This window comes from Streptomyces sp. NPDC060002 (genome assembly GCF_042737245.1).
In the GTDB taxonomy this organism is placed as follows: Bacteria; Actinomycetota; Actinomycetes; order Streptomycetales; family Streptomycetaceae; genus Streptomyces.
The window spans coordinates 86,589-101,936 of sequence record NZ_JBHWUW010000029.1 but is presented as its reverse complement, the minus strand read 5'-3'; the positions used below and the strand labels follow the sequence as shown (position 1 = coordinate 101,936).

Genomic DNA, 15,348 nt, shown 5'->3' with positions numbered 1-15,348 from the left:
GCGGTCGAACTCCGCCCATCCGGCGCCCCCGCTGCCCCCCCCGCCCCACCACCTCCCGTGGGCCGCCCCGCCCCCCCAGCGCGGCGCCGCCCCTCTCCGGTACCGCACCGGCACCCCCGGCCCGTGCGGCGGTTCGGGTCCCGGGCGCCCTACTCGACCCGGTAGGCGTTGCTGATCGTCTGGGTCAGGGTGTTGCCCTGCCGGTCGACCACGACGGCGCGCAACGAGACGCTCCGGCCGGCCGCGGGGTTGCGGACCAGGAAGCCGCCCTTGGCCACCTTCGCCTTCCTCCAGGTCTTTCCGTCATGACTGACCTCGACGGTCAGCGACTTGAGGTTCTCTCCGGCGGCGGCGCCGAGCACGGACACCGGCACCCGGACGACCGCCCCGGCCTCGGCTGTCGAGTCGAGGCCCAGACGCGGGGTGAAGCGGACCACGGAGACGGGCAGCGCCTCCTCGGCGGTGGTGTGGCCGGAGGTGAAGGTCCAGGCCGCCGAGACCTCGGTCGGTGCGGCGGAGGGACCACCGCGGGTCGCGGTCGCCGTGAGCCGGAAGTCACCGGGCTCCGCCGGGACGGTGACCGCGTTCCAGCAGCCCAGGAGGTCCGGTGTGGAAGCCACCTCCACCCCGTCCCGGTACAGCGTGGCCGTGAGGGTGTCGTCGTTCGCGTAGCTCCAGTTGCCGGTGCTGTCCCGGAAGGGGGTCAGGCATCCGGTGAGGGCGTCACCGTTGCGCGAGACTCCCTCGACGGTCTCCAGCCCGGGGCCGAAGACCCCTGCGCCCAGGTCGCGGCGGTAGGACCGGCCGGCCTCGAAGTGCTGTATCCCCGTGCCGTGCGACAGCTCGGGGTAACTCCCCGTGTCGTCGTACTGGTCCAGCCCGATGAACCAGTCGTTGCCCTCCGTCGTCACGTACGTCGTCGTCGGAACGGGCAGCGGCCGCATGACTCCCGGACTGATGATGGAACCGAAGACGTCCGGGACGATCGGTCGGGCGTAGAGCATCCCCTGCCTGCCGGTGACCGTGGCCCCCAGCGCGGTGCTGATCTTCGCCATCTCGGCAGGCTTCGCCGTCCGTGCGAACCCGGTGGCCAACCGGGTCACGTTGCCGCCGTAGGCGAGGCGGTACTCCTTCGTATCGTTGATGTCGAGCACGTTGAACCCCTGGTAGAGAGTCCCCTCGGTCGTGAAGTCCGGACCGAGCTGTGCGCTGCGTATGGTCGCGAAGGACGTACCGGCCATGCCGGTCAAGGTGTTGAAATCGGGGGTGGTCAGCTCGGTGAACATCTCGGCGAACACCCGTTCCGCGGCCGGATCGGGGCCGGTGATGTCGATCGGCTTCGCGGTACGCGCGTCCAGCGTGACCGTCGCGTCCTCGGTGACCTCGAAGTGCGGTGCGGTGATCCGGCTGTCGGTCCCGTCCGCGTCGGTGATCGTCGCGTCGAGGAAGTAGACGCCCTTCGGCAGACGTACCGTGTAGGCGTCGGTCCGGGTCCACTTCGCGTAGTCGTAGCCTGCGACGCCGAGGCCCGTGAGCCCGTACAGCGAGGGCCAGTAGTCGGCGGTCGGCTCGCCGTCGGTGCCGAGGTGCCGCACCGTCACGTCGTACGTCTCGACCTCCCGCTCGACGGCCGCCGTCGTCCGGACGGTCTGGTCCGTCCCCTTGGCCGTCACGGTCGCGGTGTACACGCCGTCGACGTCGCCGCCGGGCCGGGTGTCGGCCGTCAGACCGACGGTGGCGGTCCCGTTCGCGGGGACGGTCAGCCGCTCGGCGTCGAGCGTGAACATGCCCGCCGGCGCGGGCTTTCCGTCGGGTCCGACGGCCGCCGCCGACAGGTCGAGGGTGACCGGCTCGCCGCCGAGATTGCGGTAGGTGAGCTGCTTCGTGACGGGGGCGTCGTCCGTGTGGGGATAGGACTGCCGGGCGAACGCCACCGCGGTGGGCTCGCAGACCACCGTCTGTCCGATGGCCGCGGCGACGTCGACGCGACCGCCGCCCTCCGCGAACGCGCCCGCGCCGACCGGCCGGGCACCGGCCACGAGCGCGGCCTTGAGCTCCGCGCTCTTCCAGCCGGGATGCTGCTGCTTGAGCAGCGCCGCCGCGCCCGCCACATGCGGGGTGGCCATCGACGTGCCCGAGATCGTGGCGTATCCGGGCGGCTGCTCGCCGGCCTTCCGGGCTATGACGCTGTCGGGCGCCACGGCGGCGGTGATGTCCACCCCGGGCGCCGTGATGTCCGGCTTGACGACGAGGTTGTCGGCGGTCGGACCACGGCTGGAGAAGGGCGCGACGGCGTCGTTCGCGTCGACCGCGCCCACCGCCAGCGCCTTCTCGGCACTGGCGGGCGAGGAGACGGTGCCCGCGTCCGGGCCCGCGTTGCCCGCGGCGGCCACGACGAGGAGGCCGCGCTCGGTCGAGAGCCGGTTGACGGCCTCTTCCACCAGGTCGACGCCGGGCCGGTCCTGGATGCCCAGACTGAGGTTGACGATGTCGGCGTTCTGGGCGGCCGCCCACTCCAGGCCGGCGACGATGTCGGACTCACTGCCGTATCCGTCGTCGTCGAGCACCTTGCCGTCGAGGATGCGGGCGCCCGGGGCGACCCCCTCATAGGTGCCGCCGGACTTCGCTCCCGTACCGGCCGCGATGGATGCCACATGGGTGCCGTGGCCGAAGCGGTCCTTGGTGTCGGGCGAGGCGGAGAAGTTCCGCTCGGCCTCCTGCCGGCCCTGGAGGTCGGGGTGCGTCTCGTCGACTCCGGTGTCCAGGACCGCGATCCGCACCCCCTGGCCGTCGTAGCCGGCCTGCCGGGCGGCGGGCACACCGATCTGCGCCGTGCTCTTGTCGAGACTCGCCCGGCGCACACCGTCGAGGGAGATCCGCCGCAGGCCGGGGTCGGCGGCGCGCTGTCCGGTGCGGGCCGTGCCAAAGGGCCGGGTCAGGGTCTTCCAGACGTCTGCCGCCGAGGCGTCGGGCACGGTGAGCGCCTCGGCGCCGATCCGGGGGAGCGAGCGGCGGACCTCGGCCTCGCCGTCCGCGCGTAACGCGGACTTCAGGCTCCGCGCCGCCTGCACGGCGGCCGCGCCCGCGGTCGACTCGCGGTAGCCGACGATCAGTCCGGTACCCGCCGTGTGGCGCTTGCGGTACGCGGCGGCGTCGAGTTCCCCGATGTCGAACAGCCGCTCGTCGAGCTGGCCCGTGTCCAGGAGCGGCCGGGCGTCGAGCGGGAGGACCAGGGTGTGTTCCTTGGTCCTCTCGATCCTGACGGGTATCCTCTCGCGGCCCTCGCCGGGCACGATCCGGACCGGCTCGCCCGCCGCGCTCACCCCCACCCGGTCACCCGTTATCAGGGTGATCCAGTGGGTCACGGGGGCGGCGGCGCCCGTCCCCGCTGTGACGGGCGCCCCGGTCGCGGCCGGGGCGGCCGGGGCGGCGGCGGCCGGCAGCGCGCCGGCCGTTCCCGCGATCAGCGCGAGCGCCGCCGCCATGACGGCCTTGCCGGGTCCGTGGTGTCTTCCGCGCAACTGTCCTCCCCAGAGAGGCAATTCGGGCACACGAGGGAACATGTGCCTCACTCTCAACAGACGAGGTGCGCGGACCGGAATGTTTCACTTCCACTTCGGGCCGCCCCGAGCGCCCGACCGGAACAGCCACGGGTCGCTAGGCCAGCCAGACCGTCGTGTCCGGGCCCAGCCGCCCGTCGCCGTCGAGGGGAACGCTGCTCAGCAGCACCTCCCCCGGCGGCAGCGGCACCGGCGCGTCCGACAGGTTGGTGACGCACCGCCAGCCGTCGTGGCGGGCGAAGGCCAGCACGTCCGGCGGGGTGTCGTCGCGCAGCCAGCCGAGCTCCTCGCCCTCGAGCAGCTTGCGGCGCAGGCGCAGGGCCGTGCGGTAGAACTCCAGGGTGGAGCCCTGCACCCCCTCCTGGGCCTCGACGGCGTACCGCGCGAAGTACGGCGGCTGCGGCAGCCAGGCACCGGCCGCGCCGAAGCCGTACGACGCTCCCGCCGTCGTCCACGGCAGCGGCACCCGGCAGCCGTCGCGGCCCTTGCGGACACGGCCCGTCTGTTCCCAGAGCGGGTCCTGGAGCACCTCCACGGGCAGGTCGGCGACCTCGGGCAGGCCCAGCTCCTCGCCCTGGTAGACGTACGACGATCCCGGCAGCGCCAGCATCAGCAGCGTCGCCGCGCGGGCCCGGCGCAGGCCGGCCGCCTCGTCGACGCGCGGGGCGTGGCCGCCCGAGAGGAGCCAGGCGTTGTCGTCCGTGCCCGGCGGCAGCATGAGGCGGGAGGTGTGGCGCAGGACGTCGTGGTTGGACAGGACCCAGGTGGCCGAGGCGCCGACCGCGCGGGCGGCGGCCAGGGACTCGGTGACGACCGTACGGATCGCCTCGGCGTCCCAGCCCGCCTGGAGGTACTCGAAGTTGAACGCCTGGTTCAGCTCCTCGGGGCGGGCGTAGAGGGCGCGGCGGGCACCCGGGACCCAGGCCTCGGCGACCGCCGTGCGGGGCGGGGTGTAGGAGTCGAGGACGCGGCGCCAGTCGCGGTAGATCTCGTGGACCTCGTCGCGGTCGTAGAAGGGGTGGGTGCCGGGAGGCAGGCGGTCGAGGGCGTCCTCGCCCACGAGTTCCGGTGTGCCCAGGTCGCGGAGGGGTTCGGCGAGGTCCTTGGCGAGGGCGTGGGCCACGTCCACGCGGAAGCCGTCGACGCCCCGGTCGGACCAGAAGCGCAGGGTAGTGCGGAAGTCCTCGCGGATCTCCTCGTGGTCCCAGTTCAGGTCGGGCTGCTCACGGGCGAAGAGGTGCAGGTACCACTGGCCGTCGGGGACGCGCTGCCAGGCGCTGCCGCCGAAGACCGACTGCCAGTCGGTGGGCGGCAGTTCGCCGCCCGGGCCGCGTCCGTCGCGGAAGACGTAGCGTTCGCGGGCCGGGGAGCCGGGGCCGGCGGCCAGCGCCTCCTGGAACCAGAGGTGCTGGTGGGAGGTGTGGTTGGGGACGAGGTCGACGATCACCTTCAGACCGAGGCGGTGGGTCTCGGCGGCCAGCGCGTCGAAGTCGGCGAGGGAACCCAGGCGCGGGTCCACGTCCCGGTGGTCGGTGACGTCGTAGCCGCCGTCGGCGAGCTCGGACGGGTAGAAGGGGGAGAGCCAGAGGGCGTCCACGCCGAGGCCGGCCAGGTGGGGCAGCCGGTCGGTGATGCCTCGCAGGTCCCCGAGTCCGTCGCCGTCGGCGTCGGCGAAACTGCGCGGATACACCTGGTAGACGACGGCTTGGCGCCACCAGTCGGGGCGGTGGCAGGAGAAGTCGGTCATGAGCGGAAGTCTGTCCATTGCGCCCGGAAAGTGAACGTGCGAGCCGTTCGGAGTGGATCATTCCGCACGTGAGGGAGATGTGACGGAACTTTGAACTCCCTGAGGTTTGACGCAGGTTGACAGCGGTCTGTGGTCCGCACGACGATGGGCCCACGCTGTGGCCCCTGTGACCGGAGGGCCTGGTGTTTCTTCTTCTGATCTGACCAATCAGCCCCGGCCATTCAGCTCTGGCCGATCAGTCCTGGCACTCGCCAAGAATGGGATACGCATGTCCATAGCGAGACGTGTCACCGTGCGCCGCCTGCTGGGGACGGGCGCCGCTTCGCTCACCCTGTGCGCCGCCTCCGCCGCCGCCGCCTCCGGCGCCCTCGCCAGTACCGGCACGCCCGGTGGCGACGGCTGGAAGTCCGGCGGCCAGTACCAGCCGGGGACGGGCGCGGGCACCGAGACGGGGACCGACCGCTGCGAGTTCTCGCTCGACGGCACGAACTTCTACAAGTCGGTCAAGGTCGACGACCAGAACCTCAGGCCGACCGAGGACGGCAAGATCCACGTCAAGGTCCGCGCGGCCGGCGACGCGTCGACGTGCACCGCCTCCCTCGCCTCCTACCTCGCCCACGGCGCCAGCTTCGGCACCTCCGGCGAGCAGGTCTTCGTCGACTTCGACAGCGTGACGGTCAAGCCCGGCCAGACCGACACCCTCGACATCTCCGTGCCCGACGCGGGCTGCTTCGCGCAGATCGACCTCTACCGGGGCGCGGTCAAGTTCGACGGCAAGCTCGACGCGAAGGACGGGTTCGTCCACGGGGACCTGCCCAAGGGGCCGGACCGTCCGGTCATCAAGGACAAGCTGATCGCTGCCTGGAACGGCGGCACGAAGGACTGCACGGTCACCGAGCAGCCGCCGGCGTCCCCGCCGGCCGGGGGCAGCTCGTCGCCGTCGCCGTCCGCCTCGACCCCGGCCGAGCCGTCGAAGCCGTCGGAGCCTTCCGAGTCGGCGTCCGAGAGCACGTCTCCGTCGCCGTCCGCGCCTGAGTCGGAGTCGAGCACGCCGACGCCGTCCGCGTCCGAGTCGACCAGCGCGCCGGCCCCCACGCCGAACGGTGGCGGCGGCGACCTCGCCGAGACCGGCGCGGACAGCAACACCCCGCTGATCGCGGGCGGCGCGGCCGCGCTGCTGGCGGGCGGCGCGGCGATCGTCGTCGCGACCCGCCGCCGCAAGGCGCTGCGCGGCTGAAGCGGTTGAGCGGCTTACACCGGCTGAGTGACTGACGCTGCTGAGTGGCTGACGCTGCCGAGTGACTGACGCTGCCGAGTGACTGAGGGGCCGACGGGCCGACGGGCCGACGGCTGAGTGGCCGACGGCTGACTCGGCCGACGGGCCGACGGCTGACTCGGCCGAGGTGACGCGGGCCTGGGGACCATGTCCCCGGGCCCGCGTTCTGCCTTGAGGGGCTAGAGCGGCCTGAGCGGCCTGAGCGGCCTGAGCGGCCTGAGCGGCCTGAGGGGCTTGAGGGGCTTGAGGGGCTATGTGACCAGCCCTTTCCCAACAGGCCCTAGCCCTCCACTGTCGTCAGCCACAGCTTCACGTAGCGCTCCACGTCCACGTCCAACGCCACGTCCACGAGGGTCTGTTCGCGTACGCCCTCGTGGATCTCGGACTCGCCGGGGCGCGGACGGCGGTCGACGACCGTCTGGCCGCGGGCCGGACCGGGGGCCAGCGAGACCTCCACCGGGAGGAGCCCGGTGGTCAGGCCCGCCGGGTCGGCCACCGCGCAGACCGCGCCCGCGTCGCCGAGGCCGCCGGTGGGCGTGGGGTCGCCCGAGGTGGCCGGGTCGCGGTGGGCGAGGAGTTCGCCGGCCAGCCGGAGACGGGGCTCGGGGCTCGCCCGCAGCCGCGCCACGTCCGCCGCCGGCACCAGCACCCGCTTGAAGACGTCCAGGCCGTACATGGTGATCGGCACGCCCGCGGTGAGCAGGATCGCGGCCGCCTCCGGGTCGTGCCACACGTTGAACTCCGCGACCGGCGTGGCGTTCCCGGTCGTCACCGCGCCGCCCATGAACACGATCCGCTCGATGTTGCGGGTCACCTCCGGGTGGGTGCGCAGCAGCAGCGCGATGTTCGTCAGCGGGGCCGTGGGGACGAGGGTGACCGGGCGCGGGGAGGCGAGGATCTCCCGGCGCAGCAGGGTGACCGCGTCCACGTCGACCGGTCGGCGGGTCGGGGCGGGCAGACCCAGGTCGCCCATGCCGTCCTGCCCGTGCACATGCCCCGCCGTGCGCACCGGCTCGATCAGCGGCCGCTCGGCGCCCCGGGCGACCGGGATGTCCCCGGCGCCCGCGTACTCCAGCACGGTCAGCGTGTTGCGGACCACGCCGTCCACGTCCGTGTTCCCGGCCACGCACGTCACCGCCCGCACGTCCAGGCCGGGATGGCGTACGGCGAACAGCAGGGCGAGGGCGTCGTCGACACCCGTGTCGCAGTCGATGATCACGGGGATGGGCTGCTCGGTCACCTTCGGAACTCCTTCCGCACCACGGTCGCCGTCACCACCGACCCTATGCGGGCGTTCGCCCCCACCGCCCGCTCCCACGTACCGGCTCCCGGCCCCACCGGCCCCACGTGCCACCGCCCGGCCCCACGTGCCACCGCCCGGCCCCACCGGCCCCACATGCCACCGCCCGGCCCCACGTACCGGCTCCCGGCCCCACCGGCCCCACATGCCACCGCCCGGCCCCACGTACCGGCTCCCGGCCCCACCGGCCCCACATGCCACCGCCCGGCCCCACGTGCCGGCTCCCGGCCCCACCGGCCCCACATGCCACCGCCCGGCCCCACGTGCCACCGCCCGGCCCCACGTGCCACCGCCCGCTCCCACGTGCCGGCTCCCGGTCCCGCGTGGCGGCGTCCGCTCCCCGGTCCGGCGGAGCGGCTCGTCGGCGGGCAGCGCCTCCGGCCTCCCGCCCCCGCCACGCGCCACCCGCCCCCGCCACGCGCCGCCCGCCCCCACCACTCGCCCGCAGCAACGCCGGTAACCCGTACGGCCCGCCGCGCTGGTCGGCTCGTGGCACCGGTGTTGCCGTGAGAGGAGGCACCCGCGCGCACCCCTGGAGGCACCCCCCGATGGCCCGTCCCGCCCTCCTGGCCTCCACGCTCCTCCTCGTCACCGCCACCCTCACCAGCGGCTGCGCCACCCTCGGTCTGGAGCATCCGCCGACCGCCGATCCGGCCACCCCGACCGTCGAGCGGTCCTCGGCCAGGCCCACCGCGCCGACCACCTCCCCTGTCCTCACCGAGGCACAGGCGCGCGCCGCCCTCATCACCGACACCGACCTCGGCCCGCCCTGGACCCCGACCCGCGGCGCCGCCACCTGGCGGGACGGCATGCTCAAGGCGACCACCTCCACCCCCGACTGCCAGAAACTCCTCGACGCCCTCTACGCCGACGAGCTGCTGGGCGGCCCGGCCCGCGCGGTCGTCGGACTCGACGATCCGGACGCCGGCGCCCAGCTCCGCTACCAGCTCGGCGGCAGCCGTCCGGCGGACGTCGACGCCAAGCTGGCCTGGCTGAAGACGATGCCGCAGAAGTGCGCCCGGTTCACGGCCAAGGCGACCGGCGACACCGTGCTGGACACGCAGGTCTCCGAGCTGCCGCTGCCGGAGGTGGGCGACGTCCGCCAGGGCCTGCGCGTGACCCTGACGATCTGGGCGGCGGCCGCGGAGAACCCCGGCGGCGACCCGACCGTCCTCACCCTGGACGTCGCCGCCGTCCGGGCCGGGGAGGATGCCTTCGCCCTCACCAACGGCGGCCTGAGCGACGCGCCGAACGCGGCGACCCAGGCGGCCGTCCAGCTCGGCGTCCGGCGACTGGCCGACGTCAGACAGCAGGGGAAAGTGCAGGTCTGAGGCACAGGTCCGGTCTGAGGCGCAGTCCGAGGGTCAGGTCTGAGCGCGGGTCCGGTCTGCGGCACAGGTCCCGGTGGGTTCGTGCGAGTGCGGGCTCGCAGGGAGCGGGCTCACAGGGGCAGGTCGTCGAAGCGCGTCCGCAGGGCGACCACCTCGTGGGCGAGTTCCAGCACCGTACGGCTCTTCGCGAAGGCGTGGCCGCGCAGCAACGACAGCGCCTCGTCCGCGGCGACGCCCAGCTGGGCCATCACCATCCCGACGGCCCGGTACACATCGTCGTGGTCGGTGGCCAGCGGGCTGAGCCAGCGGCCGACGCCGTCCGGTTCGTCCGGGTCGTCCGGGTCGGCCCGGGGCAGCGCCACCAGCGCCTCCGTCAGGATCTCGGCCACCACCCGCGCCGTGCGGACCTCCTCGGCGGCGAGCCGGCCGGGTACGTCCCGGTAGAGATCGAGGGTGCCCACGCACACCGCGCGGTCGCCCAGCGGCAGCGCGTACACCGACCGCACCCCGAGGGCCGCCGCCTGCTGGGCGAACACCGGCCAGCGGGAGGCGTCCCGGCTCGACATCAGGTCCGCGGCCCAGACCACCGAACCGGTCTCGGCCGCCTCCAGACAGGGCCCGTCCCCCAGACTGACCTGCAACTCCATCACATGCGCGGCCTGCTCACCGCTCGCGCTCAGCGGCACCGGCATGCCGTCGCCGCGCAGTGACATGCTCGCGCCGCTCACCGGCAGCAGCTTCAGCACGGCGTCGCACAGCCGCTGCGGCACCTCCCGCGGACCCGCGCCCCGCGTCTCCTCGGCGATGACCTCGGCGACCCGGTCCCGGTCCCGGTCCCGGTGGCACATGGTCATCACCTGCCATCACCTCCGTCGACGGGGCCGGCTCACCTCTCGTGGTGCGCCGGGTACCCCTCGCCCACCAGGAGAACCTGCCTCGGCTACGGCTTCTCGTACGGATCCGCCGGCTGTTCCACCCGCGTGACCGCGGCCGCGTCCAGGACCGGCGGCCAGGCCGCGTCCGAGCCGAGCCTGCCCTTCGGTCGCCAGGTGCCGGTGACGGTGACCCAGGTGTCGGCGGGCAGGACGTCGTCGTCCGCGTCCCGGATCTCGACCTTGCCGGTGGTGGCGTCGGCGGCGCAGCAGGTCACGAGGAGGCGGGTGACGTACCAGGTGCCGTCCTCGCCGTGGGTGACGAAGCCGGTCATCCGGACGGTACGGCCCTTCAGCGAGTGTCCGCTGTCGTAGATCGCGCGCGAGCTGAACTCGGCGACCGTCAGCTCGACCGGGTTCCCCGCCGGGAGCGCCGGGAAGGCGCCGATGCCCTGCGCGGCCCGCTGGGCGGCCTCGCGGCCGGCGCTGTAGGAGCCGAGCGCCGGGGGCGGGAAGAGGAGCAGCGCGAGCGCGGGGAGGGTGAGCAGCCAGGCGACCCGGGGCCCGGCGGGACCGTGGGAATGCCCCTCGTGACCCGCGTACCCGCCGTCGTCCTCGTGGTGCGCGTCCTCGTGAAGGGCGTCCCCGTGAAGGGCGTCCCCGTGAAGGGCGTCCCCGTGAAGGGCGTTCTCGTCAAGGGCGTTCTCGTCAAGGCTGGGCGTGCGGTGGCGCAGGATCGCCGTCACCACGCCCAGCAGGACCAGCGCGACCCCGGACACGATCAGGTAGGGCCGCAGGCCCGCCTGCACATAGCGCAGATACAGGTCGCTGAAGAGCGTGATCCGCAGGACCGCGCCGCCCGTCAGGAGGAGCAGCGCCGCCGGTCCGTACCGCCTCACAGCAGCCACCACCCCACGAGAACACTGGCGGCCACGGCCACCACCCAGGTCGCCGACGTGAACCGTACGGCGAAGGACCGGCCGAAGGTGCCCGCCTGGAGGGCGAGCAGCTTCAGGTCCACCATCGGGCCCACCACCATGAACGCCAGCCGCGCGGTGGGCGGGAAGGCGCTCAGGGAGGCGGCGACGAAGGCGTCGGCCTCGCTGCACACGCACAGCACGACGGCCAGTACGGCCAGCAGCGGCACCGCGAGCCAGGGCGACCCGGTGAAGACGTCGAGGACGGAGCGCGGGACGGCGATGTTGAAGGTCGCCGCGGCCGCCGCGCCCAGCACCAGGAAGCCGCCCGCGTGCAGGAAGTCGTGCTGAAGGCCGGTGAGGAAGGCGCGGGGGCCGGTGGCGTGGGCCGACGGGGTGCCGCGCCCCGGCAGCCGCAGCCACTTCTCCTTCCCGAACCGCGCCCACAGCCAGCCCATCACCACGGCCGTGCCGAGCGAGGCGAGCAGCCGGGCCAGAACCATCTTCGGCTGCCCGGGGAAGGCGATGGAGGTCGCGACGAGCACCACCGGGTTGATCGCGGGCGCGGAGAGCAGGAAGGCGAGGGCGGCCGCCGGGGCGACCCCGCGCCGCATCAGGCTCCCGGCCACCGGCACGGAGGCGCACTCGCAGCCGGGCAGCACGGCCCCGGCGATCCCGGCCACCGGCACGGCGAGCGCGGGACTGCGCGGCAGGAGCCGCCGGAACACCCGCTCCGGCACGAACGCGCCGATCGCCGCCGAGACGACCGTCCCCAGCAGGAGGAAGGGCACCCCCTGGACGGCGACGGCGGTGAACACCGTCCACCAGGCGGCCACCGGCGGGGTGTAGAGGTCGAGCGCGAGCAGCGGCCCGAGGACGGACACGACGGTCGCGATGGCGACGAGCGCGGCACCGCCGAGCACGGCGTACACGGACGCGCGCACGACGACCCGCAGGCCGTCGGCCACAGTCCGTTGATTCTCCACGTCCCGCAAGCTAACGGCGACGGCTGTGTCCGACCGTCCGCTTTCCCAGGAGACTGCTGTGACAGCCGTCCCCGTGCCGGCCCGTCCGTCTCCCGCGCGGCCGGCGTTCGAGGACTACAGCGGCGGCTGCGCGGGCGCCGGTCCCAGCGTCGTCGTCCCCGGCGCCGTACGGTGCCCGAGCCCCGTGCGGTACGCGTCCAGGGCCGCCTCCACCCGCCCCGTACGCCGCAGCAGATCTCCCAGCATCCGGCAGAGATCGGCGAGATCCCCCGCGGCCCCCGCCCGCTCCAGCAGGCTGAGAGCACGCACATAGTGCTCCTCCGCCGCCTCCGTGTCCCGGGCGTCCTCGGCGATGATCCCGAGCAGCCGGTGCGCCCCCGCGGAGTGCACGGCGCCCCGCTCGGGCGACAGTTCCCCGAGGACGGTGCGCAGCAGCGCGGCTGCCTCCTCCGACTTGCCCCGCCGGTGCAGGACGTCTGCCAGCTCGACGGCGACCTGACTGCTGTAGAGGGCGGCGCGCTGCGCGGAGAGCATGGCCTGAGCCTGCTTCAACTCGTCCTCGGCGCGCGCCAGTTCGCCGTTCTGCGCGTAGACGTAGCCGCGCATCCAGTGACAGTTGGCGAGCTCCGTACGGAGCTGGAGCTGCCGGTAGAGCTCGGACGCCTTGGCCAGCGAGGCGTCGGCCTCCGCGAGGCGGCCCTCGGCGAGCAGGGTGCGGGCGACGGACCGGTGCATGCGGGCGACCAGGGCGGGGTCGCCGACCTGGGGCGCGAGGGCGAGGGCGAACTCGGCGGCCTGCGCGGCGCGGGCCTGGGCGCCCATGTCCATGTACGGGCCGATGACGGAGGCGTAGAGGAGGAGCAGCGCGTCGGGGTCGTGCAGGCCGCCCCGGTTCAGCTCGTCGAGCGTGGACTCCAGCAGGTAGACGGCGTAACGGAGTTCACCGGCGAGGTAGTGGGCGACGGCGCGGCCGCGCAGGGCGGGGACGCGGGCGGGGAGCGGCGCGTCCGCGAGAGCGGCCTCGGCGCGCTCGAAGCAGCGCAGGGCCGTTTCCAGGTCGCCCGTGTCGATCCCGCACTCCCCGAGGCCGAGCAGCGCGGTGGCCTGTTCCTCCGCCAGCCCGTGCTCCTGCGCCTCCGCGAGCAGCCCGGTGTACTGGAGGGCCGCCTCCTCGGCCGCCCCGGTGGCCAGCGCCCGCTGCGCCTCGGTGAGGCGCAGCCGCAGGTCGGTGACGAGGCGGGCGGGCCGACCGGTCGCCAGCTCATCGAAGTCGACGCCGAGCCGCTCGGCGATGTGCTTGAGCGCCTCGTCGGAGGGCCGCACCCGGCCGGCCTCCAGCGTCGACACATAGGCGGGGGTGTAGGTCGGCTCGGCCAACTGCCGCTGTGTCAGCCCCCGTTCGACCCGCAGCCGCTGCACCCGGCGACCCACGACCTCCGGCTCGTCCCGCTCTCCCACGCCCGACTCCCCCAACTACCCCTGTACCTCTTGCCGTTGGACTATCTCAGCCCCTAGGTTAAACGGCGAGTTAAGCATGCTTAATAGCTGGCTGACGTGAGTATCGCAGTCGCCGACGTTGCGAGGTAGCCGTGCCCGGACGCACATCCGCACGCCCTTCCGCGCCCTACGTCAGGGCCGTCGCCGCGGCGGTCCTGGCCGTGACGGCCCTGGTCACCGCGGCCAACGCGGGCCCGGCCACAGCCACGGACGCCGGACCGACCTCTCCGACGGCCCGGCACGAGACGGCCGAGCGCCGCTGAGCGCTCCGCGGGTCGGACGGTACCTCCGCGGCGGGCCGGTGGGGGCCGGACGCGCAGTTCCCCGCGCCCCTTGCCGGGCAGGACTCCGCAGCCGCCTTCCCGGCCGCCCCATCGGCGTCCGCCTCACCGACGGGGGCGGCTCATCCCTGCGTCTGGAGTTGCCGCAACTGCTGCTGGACGTGGTCCAGCGCGCCCTCGCGGCGGCCCGGCACCCGGCCGCGCAACTGCGCGATCTCCGGGCCCAGCGCACGGGCCCGCGGCGCGTCGTGGACCCGCCCCCACTGGTGGTGCGCCCGGTCGACGGCCGCCTCCACGGCGGGCGCGTCGACCGGCTGCCCGGCCTCCAGCCGGGCGACGGCGACCGCCATCCAGGTGCGGCAGCTGCGCTCGGCGTCCCCCGCGAACATCGCCAGATCCGCCCGCACCTCGGCCCAGTGCAGCGCCTCCTCGGACCCGGGCCCGTACGAGGCGGCGGCCGCCTGCTCCTGGCAGGCGGCGAGAACATCGGCGTCGCCGTGCCGCCCGGCCCGGACGGCTGTGGAAATCGCGACGTGCGGGTCGGAGTCCCGCCTTTCCGGCCCGCCCGAGGCGACCGGCACGGCGAAGGGCGCAGAGACAGCCGAGGTGAGGAGTGCGCCCGAGGCGACAGGGACGCCAGGCGGGTCGGGTGCCGCCAACGCGAGAGGCACGCCGGGGCCGGCAGGCAGGCCGGATGCGTTCGGTACCGCAGAGGCGAGCGGTGCGCCCGGGGCTGCGGGCGCGAAAGACCCGCCCGGGGCTACGGGCGCGAAAGGTTTGCCCGGGGATACGGGCGCGAAAGGTTTGCCCGGGGCTACAGGCGCGAAAGACCCGCCCGGGGCTACGGGCGCGAAGGGTGTGCCCGGGGCTGCGGCAGGGGCGCCTGAAGCGTGGGGTACCGCCCGGCCGGCAGGCCCGCCGAAGGGGGTGAGTACCAGGTCGCCCACCTCGCCGTCGCCCGCGATGCGGGCCAGTGCCGCCTGGTGCAGCCGATCGATCGCCGGACGGCCACCGCTGCGCAGTATCGTCGCGACCGCCCTCATGTACGACGGCGCGGCGACGGCCCGGCGGCCCGGCGGCGGCGCGATCCGCCCGTAGACGGTCGCCGCGGGCCCGCAGTCCAGGGTGTTCCCCCGCAGCCAGTCCCAGGTCTCGGGGTCCGCGCGCAGATCGAGCACCACGGTCGTGGAATTGGGTGCCCGCAGCCGCAGCTCCTCCCGGAACCAGTGCCACGGGAACGCCGTGTACCGCACGGTCGGGGGCGTCGTCCGGGCGAGCGCCAGGTGGGGCAGTCGCTGTCGCCGGTCGAGCTGAAGCTGACCCGCGACGAACAGGGTGAGCGGCCCGGGGGCCACCGCGGCGGCCCGCAGCCGGGTGAGAACGGCCTGCGGATCCAGCGGATCGGCGAGTTCGACGACGTTCGCGGTGTCGGTTCCGGCCAGCACGGGAGGCGGCACGGCCGCGAGCACGGGGAGCACGGAGGCCGCGTCCACCAGGCACCCCTTGCCCATGGGCGAGGCCGCGAGCAGCAGCACGGTTCCGGGCATGGTCCCCTCCCGCATGGTCCCCTCCCCTGTCGAT

The 15,348-nt window shown here is 74.1% G+C and carries 11 protein-coding genes; 3 read left to right on the top strand and 8 right to left on the bottom strand.

Annotation, left to right across the window (positions count from 1 at the left end):
• Positions 1 to 149 precede the first annotated feature (149 nt).
• Both ACFWBD_RS24640 and ACFWBD_RS24635 read right to left on the bottom strand, forming a co-directional pair.
• The gene (locus tag ACFWBD_RS24640; RefSeq protein ID WP_385670560.1) at positions 150 to 3,521 is read right to left on the bottom strand and encodes a S8 family serine peptidase; all 3,372 of its coding nucleotides are present in this window, start codon (positions 3,519 to 3,521) and stop codon (positions 150 to 152) included.
• Between the two features lie 136 nt (positions 3,522 to 3,657).
• The gene (locus ACFWBD_RS24635) at positions 3,658 to 5,307 is read right to left on the bottom strand and encodes a glycoside hydrolase family 13 protein (protein ID WP_385670557.1); all 1,650 of its coding nucleotides are present in this window, start codon (positions 5,305 to 5,307) and stop codon (positions 3,658 to 3,660) included.
• A 268-nt stretch (positions 5,308 to 5,575) separates the two neighbouring features.
• Between ACFWBD_RS24635 and ACFWBD_RS24630 the strand changes: the two genes are divergently transcribed.
• Entirely contained in the window at positions 5,576 to 6,544 is a 969-nt protein-coding gene (locus tag ACFWBD_RS24630) for an LAETG motif-containing sortase-dependent surface protein (RefSeq protein ID WP_385670554.1), read from the top strand.
• A gap of 319 nt (positions 6,545 to 6,863) precedes the next feature.
• Here the strand turns inward: ACFWBD_RS24630 and ACFWBD_RS24625 are convergent, their stop codons facing one another.
• Positions 6,864 to 7,823, bottom strand: coding sequence for a nucleoside hydrolase (locus ACFWBD_RS24625; RefSeq protein ID WP_385670550.1), 960 nt, complete (start codon positions 7,821 to 7,823; stop codon positions 6,864 to 6,866).
• A gap of 608 nt (positions 7,824 to 8,431) precedes the next feature.
• On the opposite strand from ACFWBD_RS24625, the gene ACFWBD_RS24620 reads away from it, so the two are divergent.
• Positions 8,432 to 9,214: a hypothetical protein gene (locus tag ACFWBD_RS24620; protein ID WP_385670547.1), complete on the top strand. Its 783-nt coding sequence runs from the start codon at positions 8,432 to 8,434 to the stop codon at positions 9,212 to 9,214.
• Between the two features lie 110 nt (positions 9,215 to 9,324).
• On the opposite strand, the gene ACFWBD_RS24615 is transcribed toward ACFWBD_RS24620, so the two are convergent.
• The 4 genes from ACFWBD_RS24615 to ACFWBD_RS24600 form a co-directional block, all read right to left on the bottom strand.
• Entirely contained in the window at positions 9,325 to 10,068 is a 744-nt protein-coding gene (locus ACFWBD_RS24615; RefSeq protein WP_385670544.1) for a GAF and ANTAR domain-containing protein, read from the bottom strand.
• A gap of 86 nt (positions 10,069 to 10,154) precedes the next feature.
• Positions 10,155 to 10,985 carry a TIGR03943 family putative permease subunit gene (locus ACFWBD_RS24610; RefSeq protein ID WP_385670566.1) on the bottom strand — a complete coding sequence of 277 codons (831 nt, stop codon included), beginning with the start codon at positions 10,983 to 10,985 and terminating at the stop codon, positions 10,155 to 10,157.
• Positions 10,982 to 11,989 carry a permease gene (locus tag ACFWBD_RS24605; protein ID WP_351768401.1) on the bottom strand — a complete coding sequence of 336 codons (1,008 nt, stop codon included), beginning with the start codon at positions 11,987 to 11,989 and terminating at the stop codon, positions 10,982 to 10,984. Before ACFWBD_RS24605 ends, ACFWBD_RS24610 begins: the two co-directional genes overlap by 4 nt.
• Positions 11,990 to 12,103: 114 nt before the next feature.
• Complete coding sequence (locus ACFWBD_RS24600) at positions 12,104 to 13,447, bottom strand: helix-turn-helix domain-containing protein (RefSeq protein ID WP_385670540.1); 1,344 nt, start codon at positions 13,445 to 13,447, stop codon at positions 12,104 to 12,106.
• A 131-nt stretch (positions 13,448 to 13,578) separates the two neighbouring features.
• Here ACFWBD_RS24600 and ACFWBD_RS24595 point away from each other — a divergent pair, with 131 nt between their 5' ends.
• Positions 13,579 to 13,749 (top strand): hypothetical protein, encoded by a 171-nt coding sequence (locus tag ACFWBD_RS24595; RefSeq protein WP_385670537.1) that lies wholly within the window; start codon positions 13,579 to 13,581, stop codon positions 13,747 to 13,749.
• 140 nt (positions 13,750 to 13,889) lie between these two features.
• Here the strand turns inward: ACFWBD_RS24595 and ACFWBD_RS24590 are convergent, their stop codons facing one another.
• A complete protein-coding gene (locus tag ACFWBD_RS24590; RefSeq protein ID WP_385670534.1) occupies positions 13,890 to 15,314 on the bottom strand; it encodes a hypothetical protein in 1,425 nt (474 codons plus the stop codon).
• Positions 15,315 to 15,348: the final 34 nt, after the last annotated feature.

Excerpts from the sequence above, each read along its gene's own strand:
- ACFWBD_RS24635 (WP_385670557.1), bottom strand. The coding sequence starts at position 5,307 with ATGACCGACTTCTCCTGCCACCGCCCCGACTGGTGGCGCCAAGCCGTC.
- ACFWBD_RS24630 (WP_385670554.1), top strand. The coding sequence starts at position 5,576 with ATGTCCATAGCGAGACGTGTCACCGTGCGCCGCCTGCTGGGGACGGGC.
- ACFWBD_RS24620 (WP_385670547.1), top strand. The coding sequence starts at position 8,432 with ATGGCCCGTCCCGCCCTCCTGGCCTCCACGCTCCTCCTCGTCACCGCC.
- ACFWBD_RS24615 (WP_385670544.1), bottom strand. The coding sequence starts at position 10,068 with ATGACCATGTGCCACCGGGACCGGGACCGGGACCGGGTCGCCGAGGTC.
- ACFWBD_RS24590 (WP_385670534.1), bottom strand. The coding sequence starts at position 15,314 with ATGCCCGGAACCGTGCTGCTGCTCGCGGCCTCGCCCATGGGCAAGGGG.